At 60.0% G+C, this 23,680-nt stretch carries 21 protein-coding genes; 15 read left to right on the top strand and 6 right to left on the bottom strand.

Going from position 1 to position 23,680, the window contains the following annotated elements:
* The gene (gene ompR, locus HKK55_RS26875) at nucleotides 1–741 is read right to left on the bottom strand and encodes a two-component system response regulator OmpR (RefSeq protein WP_003213175.1); all 741 of its coding nucleotides are present in this window, start codon (nucleotides 739–741) and stop codon (nucleotides 1–3) included.
* Nucleotides 742–1,098: 357 nt separating this feature from the next.
* Here ompR and HKK55_RS26870 point away from each other — a divergent pair, with 357 nt between their 5' ends.
* From HKK55_RS26870 to tauD, 7 genes are all read left to right on the top strand, one after another.
* On the top strand, nucleotides 1,099–3,423 hold the full coding sequence (locus tag HKK55_RS26870) for a Tex family protein (protein ID WP_169357362.1): 2,325 nt from the start codon (nucleotides 1,099–1,101) through the stop codon (nucleotides 3,421–3,423).
* The gene (locus HKK55_RS26865; RefSeq protein WP_169357361.1) at nucleotides 3,423–3,806 is read left to right on the top strand and encodes a PaaI family thioesterase; all 384 of its coding nucleotides are present in this window, start codon (nucleotides 3,423–3,425) and stop codon (nucleotides 3,804–3,806) included. Before HKK55_RS26870 ends, HKK55_RS26865 begins: the two co-directional genes overlap by 1 nt.
* Before the next feature lie 215 nt (nucleotides 3,807–4,021).
* A complete protein-coding gene (gene gshA / locus HKK55_RS26860; RefSeq protein WP_169357360.1) occupies nucleotides 4,022–5,605 on the top strand; it encodes a glutamate--cysteine ligase in 1,584 nt (527 codons plus the stop codon).
* 194 nt (nucleotides 5,606–5,799) lie between these two features.
* The gene (gene tauA, locus HKK55_RS26855; protein ID WP_169357359.1) at nucleotides 5,800–6,777 is read left to right on the top strand and encodes a taurine ABC transporter substrate-binding protein; all 978 of its coding nucleotides are present in this window, start codon (nucleotides 5,800–5,802) and stop codon (nucleotides 6,775–6,777) included.
* Between the two features lie 18 nt (nucleotides 6,778–6,795).
* Nucleotides 6,796–7,575, top strand: coding sequence for a taurine ABC transporter ATP-binding subunit (gene tauB / locus HKK55_RS26850; RefSeq protein WP_169357358.1), 780 nt, complete (start codon nucleotides 6,796–6,798; stop codon nucleotides 7,573–7,575).
* The gene (tauC, locus tag HKK55_RS26845) at nucleotides 7,572–8,408 is read left to right on the top strand and encodes a taurine ABC transporter permease TauC (protein ID WP_169357357.1); all 837 of its coding nucleotides are present in this window, start codon (nucleotides 7,572–7,574) and stop codon (nucleotides 8,406–8,408) included. Before tauB ends, tauC begins: the two co-directional genes overlap by 4 nt.
* Before the next feature lie 55 nt (nucleotides 8,409–8,463).
* Entirely contained in the window at nucleotides 8,464–9,300 is an 837-nt protein-coding gene (tauD, locus tag HKK55_RS26840) for a taurine dioxygenase (protein WP_169357356.1), read from the top strand.
* A 66-nt stretch (nucleotides 9,301–9,366) separates the two neighbouring features.
* Here the strand turns inward: tauD and mgrA are convergent, their stop codons facing one another.
* The 3 genes from mgrA to HKK55_RS26825 form a co-directional block, all read right to left on the bottom strand.
* Nucleotides 9,367–10,404 carry an L-glyceraldehyde 3-phosphate reductase gene (mgrA, locus tag HKK55_RS26835; protein ID WP_169357355.1) on the bottom strand — a complete coding sequence of 346 codons (1,038 nt, stop codon included), beginning with the start codon at nucleotides 10,402–10,404 and terminating at the stop codon, nucleotides 9,367–9,369.
* Between the two features lie 108 nt (nucleotides 10,405–10,512).
* The gene (locus HKK55_RS26830; RefSeq protein WP_178128903.1) at nucleotides 10,513–11,844 is read right to left on the bottom strand and encodes an OprD family outer membrane porin; all 1,332 of its coding nucleotides are present in this window, start codon (nucleotides 11,842–11,844) and stop codon (nucleotides 10,513–10,515) included.
* 136 nt (nucleotides 11,845–11,980) lie between these two features.
* Nucleotides 11,981–12,886 carry a LysR family transcriptional regulator gene (locus HKK55_RS26825; RefSeq protein ID WP_169357353.1) on the bottom strand — a complete coding sequence of 302 codons (906 nt, stop codon included), beginning with the start codon at nucleotides 12,884–12,886 and terminating at the stop codon, nucleotides 11,981–11,983.
* 125 nt (nucleotides 12,887–13,011) lie between these two features.
* Between HKK55_RS26825 and HKK55_RS26820 the strand changes: the two genes are divergently transcribed.
* Both HKK55_RS26820 and HKK55_RS26815 read left to right on the top strand, forming a co-directional pair.
* Nucleotides 13,012–13,743 (top strand): SDR family oxidoreductase, encoded by a 732-nt coding sequence (locus tag HKK55_RS26820; RefSeq protein ID WP_169357352.1) that lies wholly within the window; start codon nucleotides 13,012–13,014, stop codon nucleotides 13,741–13,743.
* Nucleotides 13,744–13,965: 222 nt separating this feature from the next.
* Complete coding sequence (locus HKK55_RS26815; protein WP_169357351.1) at nucleotides 13,966–14,217, top strand: hypothetical protein; 252 nt, start codon at nucleotides 13,966–13,968, stop codon at nucleotides 14,215–14,217.
* A 3-nt stretch (nucleotides 14,218–14,220) separates the two neighbouring features.
* Here HKK55_RS26815 and betT read toward each other — a convergent pair whose 3' ends face one another.
* Entirely contained in the window at nucleotides 14,221–16,182 is a 1,962-nt protein-coding gene (betT, locus tag HKK55_RS26810; RefSeq protein WP_169357960.1) for a choline transporter BetT, read from the bottom strand.
* 429 nt (nucleotides 16,183–16,611) lie between these two features.
* A complete protein-coding gene (epsC, locus tag HKK55_RS26805) occupies nucleotides 16,612–17,538 on the bottom strand; it encodes a serine O-acetyltransferase EpsC (RefSeq protein WP_169357350.1) in 927 nt (308 codons plus the stop codon).
* 166 nt (nucleotides 17,539–17,704) lie between these two features.
* Here epsC and HKK55_RS26800 point away from each other — a divergent pair, with 166 nt between their 5' ends.
* The 6 genes from HKK55_RS26800 to HKK55_RS26775 all read left to right on the top strand — a co-directional run bounded on the left by HKK55_RS26800 (nucleotide 17,705) and on the right by HKK55_RS26775 (nucleotide 23,643).
* Nucleotides 17,705–18,697 (top strand): D-cysteine desulfhydrase, encoded by a 993-nt coding sequence (locus HKK55_RS26800; RefSeq protein ID WP_169357349.1) that lies wholly within the window; start codon nucleotides 17,705–17,707, stop codon nucleotides 18,695–18,697.
* A gap of 172 nt (nucleotides 18,698–18,869) precedes the next feature.
* Nucleotides 18,870–19,664 carry a cystine ABC transporter substrate-binding protein gene (gene tcyJ / locus HKK55_RS26795; RefSeq protein WP_169357348.1) on the top strand — a complete coding sequence of 265 codons (795 nt, stop codon included), beginning with the start codon at nucleotides 18,870–18,872 and terminating at the stop codon, nucleotides 19,662–19,664.
* Nucleotides 19,664–20,329 carry a cystine ABC transporter permease gene (gene tcyL / locus HKK55_RS26790; RefSeq protein WP_169357347.1) on the top strand — a complete coding sequence of 222 codons (666 nt, stop codon included), beginning with the start codon at nucleotides 19,664–19,666 and terminating at the stop codon, nucleotides 20,327–20,329. Before tcyJ ends, tcyL begins: the two co-directional genes overlap by 1 nt.
* A 3-nt stretch (nucleotides 20,330–20,332) precedes the next feature.
* Entirely contained in the window at nucleotides 20,333–21,079 is a 747-nt protein-coding gene (gene tcyN, locus HKK55_RS26785) for an L-cystine ABC transporter ATP-binding protein TcyN (protein WP_169357346.1), read from the top strand.
* 359 nt (nucleotides 21,080–21,438) lie between these two features.
* On the top strand, nucleotides 21,439–22,215 hold the full coding sequence (locus HKK55_RS26780; protein WP_169357345.1) for a hypothetical protein: 777 nt from the start codon (nucleotides 21,439–21,441) through the stop codon (nucleotides 22,213–22,215).
* Between the two features lie 186 nt (nucleotides 22,216–22,401).
* Nucleotides 22,402–23,643, top strand: a complete 1,242-nt coding sequence (locus tag HKK55_RS26775) for an SfnB family sulfur acquisition oxidoreductase (RefSeq protein WP_169357344.1) — start codon at nucleotides 22,402–22,404, stop codon at nucleotides 23,641–23,643.
* Nucleotides 23,644–23,680: the final 37 nt, after the last annotated feature.

The following is a 23,680-nucleotide window of genomic DNA, read 5'->3' as shown; positions in this document are numbered from 1 at the left end:
TCACTTGGTCGCAGTGCCATCCGGCACAAATACATAACCCACACCCCACACCGTCTGGATATAGCGCGGCTTGGATGGATCCGGCTCGATCATCCGGCGCAGACGGGATATCTGCACATCGATGGAGCGCTCCAGAGCGTCCCATTCGCGACCACGGGCCAGATTCATCAACTTGTCACGGGTCAACGGCTGGCGAGCGTTCATCACCAAGGCCTTGAGCACCGCAAATTCGCCGGTGGTCAGCATGTGGACTTCATCACCACGTTTCAACTCACGGGTCGCCAACGACAGCTCGTAGTCGCCGAAGGTCACGCTTTCGTCTTCACTACCCGGGGCGCCCGGCACCGGAGCAGCCTGGCGACGCAGCACCGCCTTGACCCGAGCCATCAGCTCATCGGGGTTGAACGGCTTGGCCAGGTAATCGTCGGCGCCCAGCTCGAGCCCCTTGATGCGACTCAGCTCATCACCCTTGGCGGTCAGCATGATGATTGGAATCTGATTGTTCGCGCCACGCAGACGCTTGCAGGCAGTCAGGCCGTCTTCGCCGGGCAGCATCAAGTCGAGTACGACCAGATTGAATACTTCGCGCCCCAGAAGGCGGTCCATTTGTTCGGTGTTCGGTACGGCGCGGGCACGATAGCCCTTGGAGTTGAAAAAACGCTCCAGCAGGCTGCTCAGCCCCGGATCGTCGTCAACGATGAGAATTTTTTCGCCTTCAGCAGTTTGTGCAGTGCTGCTCATTAGATGCTCCTCTTATCTCGGTGCGCATTATGGCGTAGCTGCCGTTATACGCACCGAGTGCATTGTTAGCAGATTTTTCCTCTACCGCCAGCGAACCCGAGCCTTACAACCACCGGCGCAATCCCCCCAAGAGTAGAACGCTGGTTATAATGCGCCGCCTTTGTGCAGGGCAACGTCAGATCATTACTGTTTACTGCAGGACGTCTTTTTTTCACGCTCTTGCAGTGATTTTCCGATTTCGAGGGTCAATAGGCAGCCTCTTGACCCAGGTAGCGGCGCCAGTCGGGCCGCTCAACCAGCCTCGCAGGGCCTTGTTTTCCGGGCCCGCGAGCTGCTTTCAGAATTTCAGGTGGTTTTATGGACAGCATCAACAGCCGCATCGCCGAGGAACTCGGTGTACGCCCACAACAGGTCGAAGCGGCCGTCGCCCTTCTGGATGAAGGCTCCACGGTGCCCTTCATCGCCCGTTACCGAAAAGAAGTGACCGGCAGCCTCGACGACATCCAGTTGCGACATCTGGAAGAGCGTCTGCGCTACCTGCGAGAACTCGACGAACGGCGCATCAGCATCCTCGCCAGCATCGAGGAACAGGGCAAGTTGACTCCACAACTTGAACGCGACATCAAACTCGCCGACACCAAGACCCGCCTCGAAGACTTGTACCTGCCGTACAAGCAGAAGCGCCGCACCAAGGGCCAGATCGCCCTGGAAGCCGGCCTCGGCGAGTTGGCCGACGGTCTGTTCAACGACCCGTCCCTGGCCCCGGAAGGTGAAGCTGCACGCTTTGTCGATGCCGAAAAAGGCGTTGCCGACGTCAAGGCCGCCCTCGAAGGCGCCAAGTACATCCTCATGGAGCGTTTTGCCGAAGACGCCAACCTGCTGGAAAAACTGCGCAACTACCTGAAACAGGAAGCCACCCTCAGTGCCCGCGTAATCGCCGGCAAAGAAGAGGAAGGCGCCAAATTCCGCGACTATTTCGAACACGACGAACCGCTCAAGAGCATGCCGTCCCACCGTGCCCTGGCGATTTTCCGCGGGCGCAACGAAGGCATTCTCAGCTCCGCACTGAAAGTCGGCGACGAACTGCCAGGCACCATGCACCCGTGCGAAGGCATGATCGGTCAACAATTCGGTATCCAGAACCAGAACCGTGCTGCGGACAAGTGGCTCGGTGAAGTCGTGCGCTGGACCTGGAAGGTCAAGCTCTACACTCACCTGGAAACCGATCTGCTGGGCGAGTTGCGCGACGGTGCCGAGACCGAGGCCATCAACGTCTTCGCCCACAACCTGCACGACTTGCTGCTGGCCGCACCCGCAGGCCCGCGCGCTACCTTGGGCCTAGACCCGGGCTTGCGCACCGGTTGCAAGGTTGCGGTGGTCGATGCCACCGGCAAGATGCTCGATCACGCCACGGTTTACCCCCACGTGCCCCACAATAAATGGGACCAGACCATCGCCATCCTGGCCGCCCTGTGTGCCAAGCACTCCGTGGACCTGATCGCCATCGGCAACGGTACCGCCAGCCGCGAAACCGACAAGTTGGCTGCCGAACTGATCAAAAAGTACCCAGGCATGCAGATGACCAAGGTCATGGTCTCCGAAGCCGGTGCTTCGGTGTACTCGGCGTCGGAGCTGGCCTCCAAGGAATTCCCTGACCTCGACGTGTCGATCCGTGGCGCGGTCTCCATCGCACGTCGCCTGCAGGATCCACTGGCCGAACTGGTGAAGATCGACCCGAAATCCATCGGTGTCGGCCAGTACCAGCACGACGTTTCGCAGCTGAAACTGGCTCGCGGCCTGGACGCGGTGGTGGAAGACTGCGTGAACAAGGTCGGTGTCGACGTGAACACCGCCTCGGTCGCACTGCTGGCCCGGATCTCCGGCCTCAACGCTACCCTGGCGCAGAACATCGTGACCCACCGTGACGAAAACGGCGCGTTCAAGACCCGTGCAGCGCTGAAAAAAGTCGCACGTCTTGGCGAAAAAACCTTCGAGCAAGCCGCTGGCTTCCTGCGGGTCATGAACGGCGACAACCCGCTGGATGCCTCGGCGGTTCACCCGGAAGCCTATCCGCTGGTGCAACGTATTGCCGCTGAAACCGACCGCGACATCCGTTCGCTGATCGGCGACGCCACGTTCCTCAAGCGCCTGGATCCGAAAAAGTACACTGACGAAACCTTCGGTGTACCGACCATCACCGACATCCTGCAAGAGCTGGAAAAACCTGGCCGCGACCCACGTCCCGAGTTCAAGACCGCCGAGTTCCAGGAGGGCGTCGAAGACCTCAAGGACCTGCAGCTGGGGATGATTCTCGAAGGTGTGGTGACCAACGTGACCAACTTCGGCGCGTTTGTGGACATCGGCGTGCATCAGGACGGTTTGGTGCACATCTCTGCGCTTTCGGAGAAGTTCATCAAAGATCCGCGCGAAGCGGTGAAAGCCGGTGACGTGGTCAAGGTCAAGGTCATGGAAATCGACATCCCGCGCAAACGCGTTGGCCTGTCAATGCGCATGAGCGACACCCCCGGCGAGAAAATCGACGGTGCCCGCGGCGCACGTCCAGGCTCGGCGCCACGCCAGTCGCAGAACACCGCACCGCGCAAGGAAACCACCGCCGCAGCCCCGGCCAATAACGCCATGGCTTCGCTGTTCGCCAACGCCAAACAACTGAAGAAGCGCTAATGGAACTGCCAGCCGGCTTGACCCGCAGTGCTTTCAGCGACCTGATTGGCTGCCGCCTGCAAAGCCTTGAACAAGGCGTTGCCGAAGTAGCCCTGACCCTGGAACCGCCGTTGCGTAACCGCGCTGGCAAGCTCCACGGCGGGGCGATCTTCAGCCTGGTGGACATCACCATGGGCCTGGCGTGCTCCAGTTCCCATGGTTTCGACCAGCAGAGCGCGACCATCGAGTGCAAAATCAACTACATCCGTGCCGTTTCAGACGGTGACGTACTGTGCACCGCCCGGGTGATTCACCCAGGCCGGCGCACCCTGGTAGTCGAGGCGGACGTGTACCAGGACGAAAAACTCGTCGCAAAAGCACAAGGGACCTTCGCTGTCCTATAGCTCCCCATCATCAAATTGAGTTAATTTCGGCGCTGCGAAAGCGGCGTCGGAGTTTTCTTCCTGCGCGATAGCCAGATTCAAGGACTGAAGTCGGCACTTTCAGAGCGGGTCAATTCGGCTCGAAAACCAGGCGATAACGCCAGTTTCAACTTCACCCTTGTAGACCGTCCTGCCCACCCCCATATTGGGGCGACTGACGCGTGAAGGAATCCAACTTGAGCGAACTTCTCAACCGCCGCCTGGCTCTGCTTGGCAAGCGCGAACACCTCTCCCTGCTGGAGCAGTGCCTGCATGGCATCGAGCGTGAATGCCTGCGTGTCACCGATGAGGGCCGACTGGCACAAACGCCGCACCCCGAAGCATTGGGCTCCGCGCTGACCAATGAACAGATCACCACCGATTACTCCGAGTCGCTGCTGGAGTTCATCACTCCGGCCCTGCCCAACCCGGCAGATACCCTGGGCAGCCTCGACAAGATCCATCGTTTTGCCTACAGCAAGCTCGGCAACGAGTACCTGTGGAGTCCATCGATGCCGTGCCCGTTGCCGGCCGAGGAAGATATCCCGATCGCCTACTACGGCACCTCCAACATCGGTCAGCTCAAGTACGTGTACCGCAAGGGCCTGGCCCTGCGTTACGGCAAGACCATGCAGTGCATCGCCGGCATCCACTACAACTTTTCCCTGCCGGAAGCGCTGTGGCCGCTGCTCAAGGAAAGTGAAGGCTTTGTGGGTACTGACCGTGACTATCAGTCCACGGCCTATATCGCACTGATCCGTAACTTCCGCCGCTACAGCTGGCTGCTGATGTACCTGTTCGGTGCCTCCCCAGCCCTGGACGCGGGCTTCCTGCGCGGCCGCTCCCACCAGTTGGAACAACTGGACGCCGACACCCTGTACCTGCCTTACGCCACCAGCCTGCGCATGAGCGACCTGGGTTACCAGAGTAACGCCCAGGCCGGCCTGACCCCTTGCTACAACGATCTGGCCAGCTACACCGACAGCCTGCGCGAAGCGGTAGCAACGCCTTACGCTCCTTACGTCGAGGTCGGCACCCATAAGGACGGTGAGTGGGTACAGCTCAACACCAACATCCTGCAGATCGAAAACGAGTACTACTCCAACATTCGCCCCAAGCGTGTGACCTACACCGGCGAACGGCCGATCCAGGCGCTGATGGCCCGTGGCATCCAGTACATCGAAGTACGTTGCCTGGACATCAACCCGTTCCTGCCGATGGGCATCGACTTGCCAGAGTCGCGCTTCCTCGACGCGTTCCTGCTGTATTGCGCGTTGAACGACAGCCCGCTGTTCGAAAACAACGAATGCGGCAACGCCACTTCCAACTTCCTCAGCGTGGTCAAGGAAGGTCGCCGTCCGGGCCTGACATTGCAGCGACGCGGTGAGTCAGTGGACATGAAGGAATGGGCGGCCGAGTTGCTGGAGAAGATTGCTCCGTTGGCGGTACTGCTGGACCAGAGCCACGGCATCACCGAACATAGCCACGCGCTGGACGCCCAACTGGCGAAGATCAAGGATCCGTCCCTGACGCCGTCGGCCCAGGTGTTGGCGGCCATGAGCGAGCGCAAGGAGAGTTTTGCGCAGTTCTCCCTGCGTCAGAGCCAGGTGCACGCCGAGTTCTTCCGCAGCGAGCCGTTGGCGGCTGACGAGCAAGCACGCTTTGAGGAACTGGCACGCCACTCGCTGGTGCAACAGGCGGAGCTGGAGCAGAACGAAGTGGGGGATTTCGATGTGTTTGTCGGGTCGTACCAGGCGAGTATTCTGGCGATCAGTAACTAACCCCTCACTCGGTCCCCTGTGGGAGCGGGCCCGCTCCCACACAAGCCCGCTCCCACATTTAGATCTGCGTGCATTCAAAGTTCACGTTCACTTCTCCTCATAAGCTAATGCGAAAATGTTATTTATTTTCGTATTCTTAGATCATTTAGTCTCCTCACACGCCGACCCTCGGCCGCCTGATGAGGAGCTTTCCCTTGAAACTGCATTTCCCCCTACGCCTCCTGGCGGCACTTTCCCTGGCCGGCGCGAGCCTATTTGCCCAGGCTGCCGATGTCACCATCGCCTACCAGACCACCGTTGACCCGGCGAAAGTCGCCCAAGCCGACGGCGCTTATGAGAAAGCCACCAACGCCAAGATCGACTGGCGCAAATTCGACAACGGTGCCGACATCATCGCCGCCATCGCTTCCGGCGACGTGCAGATCGGCTACCTCGGTTCAAGTCCGCTGACCGCTGCCGTCACTCGTAAAGTTCCAGTTGAAACCTTCCTGATCGCGACCCAGATCGGCGGCGCCGAAGCCCTGGTGGCGCGTAACGGTTCCGGGATCAACAGCCCGCAGGACCTGATCGGCAAGAAAATCGCCGTGCCCTTTGTCTCCACCGGCCACTACAGCCTGCTGGCGGCGTTGAAGCACTGGAACATCGACCCCTCGAAAGTCACCGTCCTCAACCTCGCGCCACCGGCCATCATTGCCGCCTGGAAACGCGGCGATATCGATGCCACCTACGTGTGGGATCCAGCCCTGGGCGTGGCCAAGGAAAACGGCAAGGTGCTGATCACCTCCGGCGAACTGGCCAAGTTCGGCGCGCCGACCTTCGATGCGTGGATCGTGCGTAAAGACTTCGCGGAAAAACACCCGAAGATCGTCACCGCGTTCGCCAAAGTCACCCTCGACGCCTACGCCGCTTACCGCAAAGACCCACAAGCCTGGCTCGCCGACAAAGGCAACGTCGACAAGCTCGTGAAGCTCTCCGGCGCCAAGGCCAGCGATATTCCTTTGCTGCTGCAAGGCAACGTCTACCCGTTGGCGGCGGACCAGGTCACCCTCTTGGGCGCACCGACCACCAAAGCCGTGACCGACACCGCTGCGTTCCTCAAGGAACAAGGCAAGGTCGATGCGGTGCTGCCGGATTACGCCCCGTATGTCAGCCCCAAGTTCATCACTAACTGATATCAGGAGTTAACCGCGATGGCCTTGCTACAACTGGAGCGCATCAGCGCACAGTACCCAGGCGCCACAACGCCCGTGCTGGCGGATATTTCCTTGAGCCTTGGACCCCAGCAATTGTTGGTCGCCCTCGGCCCTTCCGGCAGTGGCAAGACCTCGCTGTTGAACCTGATTGCCGGTTTCGTCGAGCCCAGCGCGGGGCGCATCACCCTCGACGGCGTGCCGGTCAAGGGACCGAGTGCCGAACGCGGCGTGGTGTTCCAGGACGACGCCCTGCTGCCCTGGCAGGACGTGTTGGCCAACGTCGGCTTCGGTCTGGAGTTGGCTGGCGTACCCAAGGCCAAGCGCGAAATCCGCGCAAAAGAGATGCTCGCGCTGGTGGACCTGGCAGGCTTTGACAGCCGCCGCATCTGGCAACTGTCCGGTGGCCAGAAGCAACGTGTCGGCCTGGCCCGTGCATTGGCCGCAGACCCTCGCGTACTGCTGATGGACGAACCCTTCGGCGCCCTCGATGCGTTCACCCGCGAACAGATGCAGGAGTTGCTGCTGCAAGTCTGGCGGCGCACGGCCAAGCCGGTATTCCTGATTACCCACGACATCGAAGAAGCGGTATTTCTCGCCACCGACTTGATCCTGCTGGCGCCCAACCCCGGCCAGATCGTCGAACGCCTGAGCCTGGACTTCGGCCAGCGCTATGCCGCCGGTGAGTCGGCGCGGGCGATCAAGTCTGACCCACGCTTCATCGAAACCCGCGAACACGTGCTGGGCAAGGTGTTCTCCCAACGGCAGGTGTCTGCATGAGCAGCTATGAATTACCAGCGACGGCCACTAAGCCGGTCGCCAACACCCCAGCGCCCGTGCGCCGCAGCTTGAGCACCCGTTGGATCAGCGTGCTGACCCTGGTTACCTTGCTGGCCATCTGGTGGGCCGTCACCGCCAGCGGGCTGATCGAACCGCTATTCCTGCCACCGCCCTCCGCCGTGCTGCAAAAAGGCTGGCTGCTGGCGACCACCGGCTATATGGATTCCACTCTGTGGCAGCACTTGGGCGCGAGCCTCAGCCGGATCGGCCTGGGCCTCGGTTTTGCAGTGCTGACGGCGGTACCGGTGGGCATCGCTATTGGCTCCAATCGCATCGCCCGTGGAATTCTCGATCCGCTGATCGAGTTCTACCGCCCGATTCCACCGCTGGCTTACCTGCCGCTGATCGTGATCTGGTGCGGCATCGGCGAGCTGTCCAAGGTGTTGCTGATCTACCTGGCGATTTTCGCGCCGATTGCCATTGCTACCGCCACCGGCGTGCGCACGGTCGACCCGGCCAAATTGCGCGCGGCACAGTCCCTCGGCGCGACCCGGGCACAACTGATTCGCCATGTGATTTTGCCGAGCGCCCTGCCAGACATCCTCACCGGCGTGCGGATTGGCCTGGGTGTCGGCTGGTCGACCCTGGTGGCCGCCGAACTGATCGCCGCCACCAGCGGCCTGGGCTTCATGGTGCAGTCGGCCGCGCAATTCCTGGTCACCGATGTGGTGGTACTGGGGATCCTGGTCATCGCTCTGATCGCCTTCGCTATGGAAATGGGCCTGCGCGCCCTGCAACGCAAACTGGTCCCGTGGCACGGCCAGGCGCACTAAGCACAACAGCACTGACCACGCCGACAGCTCGGCGCCCAACACTCGCGAGAACAGCATGAGCAGCCTGACCGTAACGCCCCTCAGCACCGCCCTTGGCGCCCAGATCAGCGGCGTCGACATCACCCAACCGCTGAACATCGAACAACGCGACGCCATCGAACAAGCGTTGCTCAAGCATTCGGTGCTGTTCTTTCGTGGCCAGCCGATTACCCCACAGCAACAAGCGCGGTTTGCGGCGAACTTCGGCGACCTGCACATTCACCCCATCTATCCCAACGTGCCGGAACAGCCTGAAGTGCTGATCCTCGACACCGCCGTCACCGACGTACGTGACAACGCGATCTGGCACACCGACGTGACCTTCCTGCCCACACCTGCCCTCGGCGCGATACTCAGCGCCAAGCTGTTGCCGGAGTTTGGCGGCGATACGTTGTGGGCCAGCGGCATTGCGGCGTATGAAGCGTTGTCGGAACCCTTGAAAGCCCTGCTCAACGGTTTGACCGCCACACACGACTTCACCAAATCCTTCCCACTGGAACGTTTTGGCAATACGCCTGAAGACCTGGCACGCTGGGAGGAAGCCCGCCGGAAGAATCCGCCACTGTCCCATCCGGTGATCCGCACTCACCCGGTGAGCGGGCGCAAATCACTGTTCGTCAGCGACGGTTTCACTACCAAAATTAATGAGCTGGAACCTGCCGAAAGCGAGGCCATTCTCAAGCTGTTGTTTGCCCACGCTACCCGCCCCGAGTTCACCATTCGCTGGCGCTGGCAGGCAAACGACGTGGCGTTCTGGGATAACCGTGTGACCCAGCACTACGCCGTCGACGATTACCGGCCGCAAAGGCGAGTGATGCATCGAGCGACGATACTGGGGGATGTGCCTTTCTGATTGAACACCGCAAAACAAATGTGGGAGCTGGCTTGCTCGCTCCCACATTGACCGAATGGTGACAGGTTATTCCGCCGTCGAAGGCTTCTCCCACAAGTTGATCCCGCCCTCCTGGGCAAACCGATCAATCTCCGCCAGTTCCTGGGCACTGAAACTCAAGTTCTTCAACGCCCCGACGTTTTCAATGATCTGCTCCGGCCGGCTCGCACCGATCAGCGCACTAGTCACCCGTGGGTCGCGTAGCGTCCAAGCCAGGGCCATTTGCGCCAGGCTCTGGCCACGACGCTTGGCGATCTCATTAAGGGCGCGCGCGTGGTCGATGTTAGCGTCGGACAAATGCTTTGCCTGCAACGAACCACCTCCCGGACGATTCACCCGCGCATCAGCCGGCACACCGTTAAGGTATTTGTCGGTCAGCAAACCCTGGGCCAGCGGCGTGAACGCAATCACCCCGGCACCGAGTTCGTCGGTGGCGTCCAGCAAGTCTTTTTCCACCCAGCGATTGAGCAGGTTATAGGCCGGTTGGTGGATCAGCAGAGGGACTTTCCACTCTTTGAGCAGCGCAGCCATTTCCCGAGTCTTGGCCCCGGAGTAGGACGAGATGCCGATGTACAACGCCTTGCCTTGTTGCACGGCAGTGGCGAGAGCACTGGCGGTTTCTTCCAGCGGGGTGTCGGCATCAAAACGGTGGGAGTAGAAGATATCCACATAGTCGACGCCCAGGCGTTGCAGGCTTTGGTCGAGACTCGCCAATACATATTTGCGCGAACCACCACCCTGGCCATAAGGGCCCGGCCACATGTCCCAACCGGCCTTGCTGGAGATGATCAGCTCGTCGCGGTAGTGCTTGAAGTCTTCACGCAGCAAACGACCGAAATTGATCTCGGCGCTGCCATAGGGCGGGCCATAGTTGTTGGCCAGGTCGAAGTGGTTGATCCCAAGGTCGAACGCCGTGCGCAGCAAGGCGCGCTGGGTGTCGATAGGGGTGCTGTCGCCAAAGTTGTGCCACAGCCCCAGGGACAGTGCTGGCAGCACCAATCCGCTGCGGCCTACGCGGCGATAAGGAATAGATTCATAGCGGTTTTCGGCAGCAATGTAAGTCATCGAATCCTCTCTGGGCTTGGGGCAAATAAGGCTTGGGAATAACGATATTCCCAAGCCTTTTAACCAGCTGAATCGCTTAAGTGTGCCCGTTCTTTTTACAGCAAAGACCTACCAGAGTGGAACGACATAGCTCACATAGAAGCGATTTTCATCTTGGACGGTCGCACCGGTGATGTCCGGGCTGGCGTGGGCGTTTTTCCAGGTAACGCCCAGGCCCTTGAGTTTGCCGGTGGGCACTTCGTAGGCCAGGGAAACGTCACGTTCCCATTCCTTGGCGTTGCTGTCTTGCGGGGTGCGGATCTGATCACCATGGGCATAGGTGGCGGCGAATTTCAGGCCGTCGAGACCAACCTTGCCGAAGTCATATTTGTACTGCGCCAGCCAGGTGCGCTCGCCCGCGTGTTGGAATTTGTTCAGCTGCAAGTTAGTCAGCGCCGGCGAGTCGGCACCCGAGCCCGGGCCTTGGCGAGCGTCGCCGCTGTTGAGGCCGGAGTCGAGGTACGGGAAGTCGCTGTTGCCGCTGTTCTTCTGCGCGCCGATGCCAACGGTGTGGCCGTCAAGGCTGTAGCTTTCCATCAGGCTGATGGTCGACTGGTTGATCCGGCCCTTGGTGCCGCCGTCACCGTAGAAACCGGACGCCGCAAAGTCCTTGTTGCCGTCGGTGTTTTCGCCAGTTCCGAGGCTGCGAAACATGCGCAGGTCACTGTCTATCGCGCCCACCGTCAAGCTGTCATGACGCTTGGCGCCAAGGAAGGCCTGCTGGTAGTAATCCTCAAGGTTGGAGTACCACAGGCTGACGGTGGTGTTCGGCAAACCGGTGTAGTCGGCGCCGCCGAAGAGGAAGCGATCGCTTTCTTTGGTGCCGCCGGCGGTGATCATGCCGGTGTCGGCGGTTTCGTTGCGGATCTTGGTCTTGAAAATATCGCCAGCGGTGAAGGTGAAATCGGTCAGGTCCTTGGAGACCAGTTGCACGCCAGTGTTGGTTTGCTGGTACAGACGCCCGTCGGTGTTGGCCAATACCGGGTTGTTCCCGTAGAGGGTGCCGACCCGCAGTTCGTCCTTGAGAAAACGCATCTTGAAGGTTGGGCTGAGCACGCCAAACTGATCGGCGGACTTACCGTTATCCAACGGGAACATGCTGCCGGGGTAGCGGCCTTGGTGATCTTTGTCGTTGAGGTCGCCGCCGGAATCCAGCTTCAAACCGTAGAACGCCTGCAGGTCCAGGCCCAAACCCACGGTGCCTTCGGTGTAGCCAGACTTGAAGTTGAACTCAAAACCCTGGCCCCAATCGCGATAGCTCTTGGCCTTGGCAGTGCTGCCAGCCACATCCCGCCCCTGCTGGTTGAGATAGCGGTTGAGCAGGGTCACGTCGGCGTGGCTGTCGTCGATAAAATCGGCATGGGCGGACAGCATAAAGCTCGCCATGGCGGCACCCACCATGGGGCTTAATAACGTCTTCATTGGTACCGGTCTCCGTCACTGTTCTGAAATGAAAGCGTCAAACGCTTCACACAATTAGGGAGTGGCCAGATGACAGTTACGCGTCAAACCGGGGGTTTGGCGGATGAAATTAAATTTAAGAAAGCCCCGGTTCAGAGGCCTCGGCGAACACTTCGGCCAGCCAATCGACAAACACTCGCACCCTCGGCGACATGTGCCGGTTGTGCGGATAGAGCACCGAAACCGGCATCGGCGGCGGTGGCGTATCGGTGAGAATTTCCTGCATCACGCCTTGGGCAATCAGCTCAGCCATTCGGTAATGCGGGCACTGGATGATCCCCAATCCCGCCACCGCGCTGGCGGAATAAATTTCTGCACCAAACACCGATAGCGCTCCTTCGATGGGCACTTCCTGTAACTGCCCATCAACCATGAATTCGAAGGGGCACAACTTGTTGGTGGCACGGGAAATGTAATTCACCGCACGGTGTTCACGCAGGTCGGCAAGGGTTTTCGGCTCGCCATATTTGCGCAAATAAGCGGGGCTCGCACAGGTCACCTGGCGTAACGTCGCGACCCGCCTGCCGATCAGTGCAGAGTCTCCCAGGTTGCCAGCCCGCAGCACGCAATCCACACCCTCGGCGATCAGGTCGACAAAGCGGTCCGCCTCACTGATGGACAGCTCGATCTCCGGATAGCGCGCCATGAACTGCGGCAACGCCGGGACCACAAAGTACTTGCCCAAGGTGCCGTGCAAGTCCACCCGCAAGCGCCCCTTGGGTGCCACTGAACGAAAGGCCAACTCTGCCTCTTCCAGCTCCGCCAGCAGTTGCACACAACGCAGGTAATAGGCTTCGCCATCCAGGGTCGGGCGGACCCGACGGGTGCTGCGCTCCAGCAAGCGGGTGCCTAGCCAGGCTTCGAACTGGTTGAGGGTGTGAGTCAGGGTTGCCCGAGGCAAATTCAAGTCATCGGCGGCCTGGGTGAAGCTGCTGCGCTCGTAGATTCGTACGAAAACCCGCATCGCTTTGACTTGATCCACGCAGCACTCCTGGGCACCAATTGTTGGAGATTATTGAACAGTCAAGCCAACTCTGGCCCATTTATCGACCTTGGTAAACATGTGAATCTGCCGTCACACCCAATCACTCCCCAAGGAAACCCCACATGACGACTCAAGTTGCCATCGTTACCGGCGCCTCCCGTGGCATCGGTGCAGTCATCGCCCGACAGCTGGCCGCTGACGGTTATGCCGTTGCCGTCAACTATGCCAGCAGCGCCACCGAAGCCGCGAAACTGGTAGACGAACTTCGCCAGGCCGGACACCAAGCCATAGCGATCCAGGGCGACGTCGCCAGCCCCGCCGACATCAAGCGCCTGTTCGACGAGACCGAAGCGCAACTGGGCAAGGTCGATGTGTTGATCAACAACGCCGGGATTCTCAAGATGCTGCCATTGGCCCAGCACAGTGATGAGCTGTACGACCAGACGTTCAACATCCACACCCGTGGCACCTTCAACGCCCTGCGTGAAGCCGCCACCCGCATGAACGACGGCGGGCGCATTGTCAACTTCTCCAGCAGCACGGTTGGCCTCAACTTCCCGGGCTATGCGGTGTACATCGCCAGCAAGGCGGCCGTGGAATCCCTGACCCAAGTGTTCGCCAAGGAAATGCGCGGTCGGCGTATCACCGTTAATGCCGTCGCACCGGGCCCGGTTGCCACCGAACTGTTCCTGCATGGCAAGAGCGAAGAGCAGATTCAGACCCTCGCCAAAATGCCGCCCCTGGAACGTCTCGGTCAACCAGAAGATATCGCCCGCGTGGTGTCGTTCCTGGTGAGCCCGGCGGGCGCCTGGGTCAACGGGCAAATCCTGCGGGCCAATGGTGGGCTGGTCTGAAACACCCGCGCCAGGTGTTGGCCTGCAAGATCTGCTGACGCCGCGGCCCCTCTAACGTAGCAGCGGTCGAGTAGAACGAGGCCGCGTTCGACTGCGCAGCAGTCGTGAATCAGCCACCGTGCTGTGTCAGGTTTTAAGAGGACTTCGTCCTCGGACGCGGCCTCGTTCTACTCGACCGCTGCTACGCTGAATCCAGCTTTCATACAGGTGGACATTTCAAACATGCATACAGCCCTAATCATCACCTTCGGCCTCGTCCTGCTGGCACTGATGCTGTTTATCGGCCAAAAGCTGGGCGCCAGCCGGCACATCCTCGCCTACAGTTTTGTCGGGATCTGGCTGGTGTTATCGGTGATTAACGGTGCAATCGGCGTGATCACCGCCGGCCAGCCCCTGATGTCGGAGCTGGTGATCGGCAGTGTGGTGTTCGGTGCGCCAGTGGTGGCAATGGCCCTGTTTATCAGCAGGGCCTGAGCCTTAGCGAACCAGGTGCAAGAACTGCAGGTGCCGCTCGTACTGGTCGAGGATGTCGTTGATGATCTGCTCCTTGGTATAGCCCACCAGGTCGTAATCCTGGCTACCTTCACTCAAGTGCACTTCCGCCCGGTAATAGCGACGGTTGTTGATCTCTTTGGAACCCATGCCACCGCGGGCAAACGACGGCGTGAAGTAGCCGCGCATCTGCACCTGATAGATAAACGGATGTTCTTCGCCATGGCCGATTTCCAGGCTGACGCTGTCGTTGACCGGGTCAGGCTGGGTGACGACGTTCAGGCCCTTCTCGACGAACACCGCCGTCACTTCTTCAATCGCCGGACGCACGGTGGTTTCGAGGAAGCGGTACACCTCATCCCGTGACGGGAAGTGCACGGCCTGGCTCAAGCGCTGACGCCAACCGCCACGCCCCTTGCGTGAGGCCGAGACCGGCGCCAAGGAATGCAGTTGCGCGATCTGCTTCTGGGATTCGAGGTGGAAGGCCTTGTGCAGCCCCCACATCATCAGCAGCAGGATCATCGAGAACGGTAGCGAGGTCAGCACGACCGCTGACTTCAGCGAATCAATACTGCCGGCAAACAGCAAGGCGCTGGTCACCAGTGCGGTCATCGCGCCCCAGAACACTCGCAGCCATTTCGGCCCGTCTTCATCGGCGTTGCCGCCTTTGGCCGACAGGGTGGACAGCACCACGGTGCCGGAGTCGGCGGAGGTAACGAAGAACACGAAGCTGATAAACACCGTGACCGCGATAACCGTCTTGCTCCACGGGTAGGTTTCCAGCAGCAGGTAGAGGCTCATCGACGGGTCATCGATGGCCGACTGACCGAGGGCCACCATTCCATGGTTGAGCACTTGGTCGATGGCACTGTTGCCGAAGATAGACATCCAGGCGAGGGTAAAACCCAACGGGATCAACAGCACGCCGAAGACGAATTCGCGGATGGTGCGGCCACGGGAAATACGCGCGATGAACAGGCCCACGAACGGCGACCATGCGATCCACCACGCCCAATAGAACACAGTCCAGCCGCCCAGCCAGTCACTGGGTTTGTCATAGGCGTATAGGTCGAAACTCTTGGTCGGCAAGGCACCGAGGTAGTCGCCGACATTCTGGATCAGGGTGTTGAGCAAGTGCTGGGTGGGACCGGCGAACAACACGAACAACAACAGCGCACAGGCCAGCAGCATGTTGATATCGGACATCACCCGCACGCCCTTGTCGACGCCGGCCACGGCCACCAGGATCGCCGCGCCCATCATCAGGGTGATCAGGCCGACCTGGACCCACTGGGTGTGAGCCACGCCGAACAAATAATCGAGCCCGGAGTTGAGGTGCAGCACGCCAAAGCCCATGTCGGCACCGAGGCCAAACACCGTGGCGATGATGCCGAAGCCGTCCACCGCGTAGCCGATGGGGCCGTTGATGCGCTTGCCGATCAATGGGTACAGCGCCGAGCGCAATGCCAGCGGCAGGTTATGCCGGTAGGCGAAATACGCCAGGGCCATGCCGACAAAGGCGAACACGCCCCAACCGTGCAGGCCCCAGTGCAGAAACAGGATCTGCATGGCCTGGCGCGCAGCCTCTGCAGTACCAGCTTCACCTTGGGGCGGTTGCACCAGGTGCGTCAACGGCTCCGAGACGCAAAAGAAAAACAGCGTGATGCTGATCCCGGCAGCGAACAGCATGCCGGCCCAGGACAGGTAACTGAATTCGGGCTCGTCGTGGTCGGCACCGAGTTTGATCTTGCCGTAGCCAGATAACGCGGTGACCACCACGAAGACCAGATACAGGGTCATCGCCAGCATGTAGTACCAGCCGACCGTATTGGCCGCCCAGTTTTGCGCAGCCAATAGCCAGGCGCCGGCTTGTTCGGGAATAGCGATAACGGTCAGGCCGAACAGCAGAATGAAGCTCGCGGCGAAGTAAAACACCGGCGGGTTCATGCGGACCAGACCGCTGGAAGGTGTGGACGATGCACTCATGAAGGGCGCACCTCAAGGGTGTGGGATGTGGCTGTAAAAAACGGACTCAGCAAAGGTAAGCCTCCTGTTGTGAGCGGGCAGCGAACCACCGGTTTAACTTGAACGAACAGTCAAGTTAAACATGGATAGGCGTTTTTGGACTAATCGCAGGGCCGAGCGGTAGGTTGTTCCTACACTAGCTCAAGGAAAGGTATGAGGGGTGAGGATGGCAAAACGTTCAGCGATGATTGAACGAAAAAGTGGCTAAATTTGGAATGCGATCCCTTGTGGGAGCTGGCTTGCCTGCGATAGCGGTGAGTCAGCCAGTACATCTGTTTGCTGATACACCGCTATCGCAGGCAGCCAGCGCCCACATTTGATCTGTGTTGTCTTGATACTCAGTTTCGCAACCTACTTCTGCGTCCCATCATCATGCTGCAAGTTCGCCTGGGTCAGGTTCGCCCCCGCCGGCACGCTGCGGGTCAGCCACACATTACCGCCAATGGTCGAGCCCTTGCCGATGGTAATCCGCCCCAAAATTGTCGCACCGGCGTAGATCACCACGTCATCCTCGACGATCGGATGACGCGGGTGGCCTTTCTGCAATTGCCCGTCCTCATCCGCCGGGAAGCGCTTGGCCCCCAGGGTCACGGCCTGGTAGATGCGCACCCGCTCACCGATGATTGCCGTCTCGCCGATCACCACACCCGTCCCGTGGTCGATAAAGAAACTGGGGCCAATCTGCGCGCCCGGGTGGATATCGATGCCCGTGGCCGAGTGGGCGATTTCCGCGCTGATCCGCGCCAGCAGCGGCAGCCCGGCACGATACAGATGGTGAGCCAGGCGATGGTGAATCACCGCCAGGATCCCCGGGTAGCACAGCAGTACCTCATCAACACTGCGCGCCGCCGGATCACCGTGATACGCGGCCAGCACATCGGTGTCCAAGAGGCTGCGCAGCGCGGGCAATGCGAGGGCGAAATCCTGGATCAGGCGGATGGCCTTGGCATCAACCTCGATGTCCTGTTGCCCGCCTTGCCGTGCCGCGTAACGCAGCTCCAACCGCGCCTGGGCCAACAGAGCGTTCAACGCCACATCCAGGGTATGGCCGACGTAGAAGTCTTCACTCTCCTCACGCAAATCCACCGGCCCCAGGCGCATCGGGAACAGCGCCCCACACAAGGCTTCGAGAATCTGCGCCACGGCATCTCGCGACGGCAGTTCGCGCCCGCCTTGCTCACCGCTGACTCGGCCGTTGCGGGTACGCCACTGGTCCCGGGCGCTGCGCAACTGGCTGACAATAGTCTGTAACTGCCAATGACTGGAACGATCACTCACGGTCTTCACTCCTGACGAAATGGCCATCACTTTACGGCATGAAACCTGAGCGTCCTTAAGAACCAATAGTGCGATGATAAGAACTATTCGGCATAAGCGATTGACGGTTGCCCGATGAAAAGTGCCTGCCTATAGTCCCTTAATCTCTGACCATCCGTGCGTAGCCATGATCAAACAACAGCTCGACCGTTTTAACCGCCTGGAACTGCTGGGCGGCGCCACCGCCCTGGAAAAACTCGAGCGCCTGTCGGCCTGGCTGGGCCGTGATATCTACGTCAAACGCGACGACACCACGCCGCTGGCCATGGGCGGCAACAAGCTGCGCAAACTCGAATACCTGGCAGCCGATGCCCTCGCCCAAGGGGCCGATACCCTAGTGACCGCCGGCGCCATCCAGTCCAACCATGTACGCCAGACCGCAGCTTTAGCGGCCAAGCTGGGCCTGGGCTGCGTGGCCCTGCTGGAAAACCCCACCGGCACCGAAGACCCCAACTACCTGGGCAATGGCAACCGTCTGTTGCTGGACCTATTCGACGCCAAGGTCGAGTTGGTGGAAAACCTGGATAACGTCGACCTGCAACTCAACGCCCTGGCCGACCGCCTGCGCAGCAACGGCAAGAAGCCATACCTGGTACCGATTGGCGGCTCCAACGCCCTCGGCGCCCTGGGCTATGTGCGCGCCGGGCTGGAGCTGGCCGGGCAGATTGAAGACAGTGGCATTCAATTCGCCGCCGTGGTCCTGGCGTCCGGCAGCGCCGGCACCCACAGCGGCCTGGCATTGGCGCTGAGTGAAGTACTGCCGGACTTGCCGGTAATCGGCGTCACCGTCTCGCGCACCGACGAGGCCCAGCGACCCAAGGTGCAAGGCCTCGCCGAACGCACCGCCGAACTGCTCGGCGTGGCTATCCCGCCAAGCTTCAAGGTGACCTTGTGGGACGAGTACTTCGCCCCCCGCTATGGCGAGCCAAACGCCGGTACCCTGGCGGCGATCAAACTGCTGGCGAGCCAGGAAGGCCTGTTGCTGGATCCTGTCTACACCGGCAAGGCCATGGCCGGACTGCTGGATGGCATTGGCCGCCAGCGTTTCGAGGATGGGCCGATCATATTCCTGCACACCGGCGGCGCGCCGGCGTTGTTTGCTTATGACTCGATGTTTTGAATATCTCCTTGGTATTCCATAAAGGAATAACAGGATTCTTTTATATTATTTTCAAGTCTTAAAAACCCGTTTTATAGTCACGCCACAGGCGCAGACGCACACGGTGCTTTAAGGCAGGATACGTTTACTGCTGTCACCTGCTTTGCTCACATAAAAAACACAGGGGCTTGTCATGACTATTTCTGTATTCCGTCGCACGTTACTGGTCGGCACATTGGGGCTGGCACTGGGGGCTGGCTGGCTGAGCCAGGCGGTTGCCGGCGAGCAGCTGGCTGATATCAAGAAAGCCGGCGTGCTCAAAGTCGGTGTGGAAGGTACCTACCCGCCGTTCAGCTTTGTTGATGAGAGTGGCAAGCTCACCGGTTTTGAAGTGGAGCTCTCCGAAGCCCTGGCCAAAGAGCTGGGCGTGACGGTCAAGTTGCAGGCAACCCCGTGGGACGGCATCCTCGCAGCGCTGGAGTCCAAGCGCCTGGATGCAGTGATCAACCAGGTGACCATCTCCGACGCGCGCAAGGCAAAGTACGACTTCTCCACGCCGTACACTATCTCCGGTATCCAGGCGCTGACCCTGGCAAAAAACGTCGACACCATCAAGACCGCCGACGACCTGGCCGGCAAGAAAATCGGTGTGGGCCTGGGCACCAACTACGAACAATGGCTCAAGGAAAACCAACCCAAAGCCATCGTCAAAACCTACAACGATGACCCTACCAAGTTCCAGGACCTGCGCATCGGCCGCGTCGACGCCATTCTGATCGACCGCCTGGCTGCTCTGGAATACGCCAAGAAAGCCAAGGACACCGCCGCAGCCGGCGAAGCCTTCTCCCGCCAGGAAGCCGGTGTTGCCCTGCGCAAAGGCGAGCCTGAACTGCTGGCTGCCGTGAACAAGGCCCTCGACAAGCTGCGCGCCGACGGCACCTTGAAGAAGCTGTCCGAAAAGTACTTCAACGCTGACGTCACTCAATAATGGAAGCAGGTTTCCAACTCGCGCTGGACTCCGCGCCCTTTCTGCTCAAGGGCGCGTACTACACGGTGATTCTTAGCCTCGGCGGGATGTTTTTCGGTTCGCTGCTGGGCTTCGGCCTGGCCTTGATGCGCCTTTCGCGCTTCAAGCTGGTGAGCTTCCTTGCCCGAGTCTATGTGTCATTCTTTCGCGGCACGCCACTGCTGGTGCAGCTGTTCCTGATCTATTACGGCTTGCCGCAAGTGGGCATCGAGCTGGACCCGATCCCGGCTGCCATGATCGGCTTTTCGCTGAACATGGCGGCCTACGCGTGTGAAATCCTGCGCGCTGCCATCAGTTCAATCGAGCGTGGCCAGTGGGAAGCCGCCGCCAGTATCGGTATGACCCGCGCGCAAACCCTACGCCGGGCCATCCTGCCGCAAGCCATGCGCACGGCCTTGCCGCCGTTGGGCAACAGCTTTATTTCGCTGGTCAAGGACACCGCGCTGGCCGCCACCATCCAGGTGCCCGAGCTCTTCCGTCAGGCGCAATTGGTCTCTGCCCGCACCTTCGAAATTTTCACCATGTATCTGTCCGCCGCATTGATCTACTGGATTCTTGCCAGTGTCCTCGCACACGTGCAGAACCGTATGGAAGCGCGGGTCAATCGGCATGACCAGGAGTCTTGAAGCATGATCGTGGTTGAAAAACTGACCAAACAATTCAAGGGTCAGGTGGTGCTCAATGGTATCGACCTGGAGGTCAAGGAAGGCGAAGTCGTCGCCATCATCGGCCCCAGCGGTTCTGGCAAGACCACCTTCCTGCGCTGCCTGAACTTCCTCGAAGAACCCACCAGCGGCCGTATCAAGGTCGGTGATATCGAGATCGACAGCAGCCGCCCGCTCAACCAACAACAGAGCCTGGTACGGCGCCTGCGCCAACACGTCGGTTTTGTGTTCCAGAACTTCAACCTGTTCCCCCACCGCACCGCGCTGGAAAACGTCATCGAAGGCCCGCTGGTGGTCAAGAAGATGCCCAGGGAAGCGGCTGACGCCCTCGGGCGCAAGTTGTTGGCCAAGGTCGGCCTGGCAGGCAAGGAAGACGCCTACCCACGGCGTCTGTCCGGTGGGCAGCAGCAACGGGTGGCGATTGCCCGGGCGCTGGCCATGGAGCCGGAAGTAATCCTGTTCGACGAACCCACTTCAGCCCTGGACCCGGAACTGGTGGGTGAAGTACTCGCGACCATCCGCAGCCTGGCGGAAGAAAACCGCACCATGGTGATCGTCACCCACGAGATGAGTTTTGCCCGGGATGTGGCCAACCGGGTGGTCTTTTTCGACAAAGGCATCATCGTCGAGCAAGGCGAAGCCAAGGCATTGTTTGCCAACCCCAAGGAAGAACGCACACGGCAGTTTCTCAGCAAGTTCCGTAACAACTAACACCCTGCAGGAGCGAGATTTCTCGCTCCTGCATTTCGTAAGAAATTTCGCTTTATAAAGTTCTCGCTCGATAACTTCCAGCCAAAGCCTCCTTTGGGAAATACCCAATATTCATTGGGTAAAAGTCGCCATAACCCCCCCCAAACAAGCGCACCCCCAGTAAGATTCTTCTGAATAAATCGTAACTTCTCCTTTAGCCGTTTCACCCCCTTGACGCCAACTAACCAACCCTCTTATCTAACGCCAAGAGGATTGGATCCTATCCTGGCTTTTCATTAAATCGTTCCTTTCGGACTACCGCGCCCACCCGCGCTTAACGTTCGGAACGTTGGCTGCTGGCTGCATCAAGGAGAGTACTTATGACGTGTATTTCAAACCGGGCCACACTCGCCGCCCCGACCTTGCCCCAGGCACATCGACAAGGCATCAATGCCCTTGCCGCCACGCAGTTGCAGGTCGATATCGCGCCCTACCCCGGCATGGACGAGGGCGACCTGATCGAACTGTTCTGGAACGAATGCTTTGTCGCCTCCCGGCGCATAACCGCCGGCAAAATCGGCACGCCGACTCGCTTGCGGGTACCGGAAAGCTTTATCCACAGCGGGACGGCGCGCATCCATTATCAAGTCATGCAGATCGGACATGGCCCCGCTCGATCAGTCACCGCTCGCGTGCTAGTAAAGACCGACTGTCCGGGCGGAGAGCCCACTGCCTTGTGCAGCGATGAAAACCAGAACCTGGCACCGGTGAGCCTGCCTGAAACGATCCGTCGTTACGGCGTCAACAGCAGCCAGATCCGGCGCGGCGTACCGCTGGCCATCGAGCCGTATCTGAACATGGCGGCCGATGATGAAATTACCCTGCGCTGGGGCGATGCACGTCTGGACCTGCCGGCGATCCACGCGTGCGACATCGGCCAACCGATACAGGTCTGGGTGCCCTCCACGCTGATTCAGGAGGCTGGGGACGATCACCGTCTGGAAGTCACCTATTGCATCCTCGACCGGGTCGGCAACAACTCACGCTGGGCACCCGCCCGAACATTGCGGATCGCCGCCGCCAATCCTCAGGCATCAATCCGAACCGTATTGACCTATCAACCACGTCGCCCAGGCTCGCCTTGTGAGCCTGGATAACAGACCTTCTATGCATATTCCTAAAAGTTAGTTTATTTAAAAAATAAACACGCTTAGGGTATATGCACCGGACCACCGGACATTCCTGATTCTTTTTTATTTTTTCAACGGATGCGAGGTCGGTATGGTCAGAATTACCCCGGTGCGTAACGCCAGGGCATTGCGTGCAGCCAAGGAGCGGCGCTGATGTCTAACTTGGCAGAAACACCCTTCCAGAGTGATCTGGACATTGCCCCGCTGTTGTTGCCCGCCAAGGTGCTGCGCAACAACGCCGAGGCCCTCGATGCTGCCCACACGCTGGCTCAGGCGGCACGCCTGCAAGCAGCGCGGCGTGATCAGCAACGCAAATTACCCTGGGCCGAGATCGAGCAGTTCACTGCCAGCGGCTTGGGCAGTATTTCCATTCCTCGCGAGTACGGCGGCCCGCAAGTGTCCTTCGAGACCCTCGCCGAAGTATTCGCAATCATCAGCGCCGCAGACCCAGCCCTGGGGCAAATCCCTCAGAACCACTTCGGCATCTTGCACCTGCTGCAAGGCGTCGCCAGCGAACAGCAGAAAAAACAGCTGTTCCAAAGCGTGCTGGACGGCTGGCGCATCGGTAATGGCGGCCCCGAGCGCGGTACTAAAAACACGCTGGAACTCAAGGCCCGTCTCACCGCCCACGGTGACGGCTTCGTCATCAGCGGCCAGAAGTTCTATTCCACCGGTGCACTGTTTGCCCATTGGGTGGCGGTCAAGGCGCTGAACGATAACGGCCAACAAGTCATGGCCTTCGTGCGTCGCGGCACGCCGGGGCTGCGCATCGTTGATGACTGGTCAGGCTTCGGCCAACGCACCACGGCCAGCGGCACCTTGCTGCTGAACCACGTCCCGGTCGACGCCGAACTGGTGGTGGAGAACTGGCGTCTGGGAGAAACCCCGAATGTTCAGGGTGCGGTCTCGCAATTGATCCAGGCGGCCATCGACGCCGGCATTGCCCGTGGCGCCCTCGACGACACCATCAGCTTTGTGCGCGAACGCTCGCGGCCGTGGATCGACGCCAAGGTCGAACGGGCCAGCGACGACCTCTACGTGATCGCCGATATCGGCAAACTGAAAATCGAACTGCACGCGGCCGAAGCACTGCTGCGCAAGGCCGGCCAAGTGCTGGATCAAGTCAGCGCCGCGCCGATCACCGCGCAATCCGCCGCTCGGGCCTCGATTGCCGTGGCCGAAGCCAAGGTGTTGACCACCGAGATCTCACTGCTGGCCAGCGAGAAACTGTTCGAACTCGCAGGCAGCCGCGCCACCCTCGCCGAATTCAACCTCGACCGCCACTGGCGCAACGCCCGGGTGCACACCCTGCACGACCCGGTGCGCTGGAAGTATCACGCGGTGGGCGCCTATCACTTGAACGGCACTTTGCCGGCCCGACACTCCTGGATTTAACCGACCAGAACACTTTTTCGAACAAGCTTCTGGAGAA

It is taken from the genome of Pseudomonas sp. ADAK18 (genome assembly GCF_012935695.1).
In the GTDB taxonomy this organism is placed as follows: Bacteria; Pseudomonadota; Gammaproteobacteria; order Pseudomonadales; family Pseudomonadaceae; genus Aquipseudomonas.
This window is presented reverse-complemented; position numbering and strand designations above follow the sequence as displayed.

Bases quoted from the DNA above. Each gene is read 5' to 3' on its own strand.
- ompR (WP_003213175.1), bottom strand. From the start codon at position 741: ATGAGCAGCACTGCACAAACTGCTGAAGGCGAAAAAATTCTCATCGTT.
- HKK55_RS26870 (WP_169357362.1), top strand. From the start codon at position 1,099: ATGGACAGCATCAACAGCCGCATCGCCGAGGAACTCGGTGTACGCCCA.
- HKK55_RS26865 (WP_169357361.1), top strand. From the start codon at position 3,423: ATGGAACTGCCAGCCGGCTTGACCCGCAGTGCTTTCAGCGACCTGATT.
- tauB (WP_169357358.1), top strand. From the start codon at position 6,796: ATGGCCTTGCTACAACTGGAGCGCATCAGCGCACAGTACCCAGGCGCC.
- tauC (WP_169357357.1), top strand. From the start codon at position 7,572: ATGAGCAGCTATGAATTACCAGCGACGGCCACTAAGCCGGTCGCCAAC.
- tauD (WP_169357356.1), top strand. From the start codon at position 8,464: ATGAGCAGCCTGACCGTAACGCCCCTCAGCACCGCCCTTGGCGCCCAG.
- mgrA (WP_169357355.1), bottom strand. From the start codon at position 10,404: ATGACTTACATTGCTGCCGAAAACCGCTATGAATCTATTCCTTATCGC.
- HKK55_RS26830 (WP_178128903.1), bottom strand. From the start codon at position 11,844: ATGGTGGGTGCCGCCATGGCGAGCTTTATGCTGTCCGCCCATGCCGAT.
- HKK55_RS26820 (WP_169357352.1), top strand. From the start codon at position 13,012: ATGACGACTCAAGTTGCCATCGTTACCGGCGCCTCCCGTGGCATCGGT.
- HKK55_RS26815 (WP_169357351.1), top strand. From the start codon at position 13,966: ATGCATACAGCCCTAATCATCACCTTCGGCCTCGTCCTGCTGGCACTG.
- betT (WP_169357960.1), bottom strand. From the start codon at position 16,182: ATGAACCCGCCGGTGTTTTACTTCGCCGCGAGCTTCATTCTGCTGTTC.
- HKK55_RS26800 (WP_169357349.1), top strand. From the start codon at position 17,705: ATGATCAAACAACAGCTCGACCGTTTTAACCGCCTGGAACTGCTGGGC.
- tcyJ (WP_169357348.1), top strand. From the start codon at position 18,870: ATGACTATTTCTGTATTCCGTCGCACGTTACTGGTCGGCACATTGGGG.
- tcyL (WP_169357347.1), top strand. From the start codon at position 19,664: ATGGAAGCAGGTTTCCAACTCGCGCTGGACTCCGCGCCCTTTCTGCTC.
- tcyN (WP_169357346.1), top strand. From the start codon at position 20,333: ATGATCGTGGTTGAAAAACTGACCAAACAATTCAAGGGTCAGGTGGTG.
- HKK55_RS26780 (WP_169357345.1), top strand. From the start codon at position 21,439: ATGACGTGTATTTCAAACCGGGCCACACTCGCCGCCCCGACCTTGCCC.
- HKK55_RS26775 (WP_169357344.1), top strand. From the start codon at position 22,402: ATGTCTAACTTGGCAGAAACACCCTTCCAGAGTGATCTGGACATTGCC.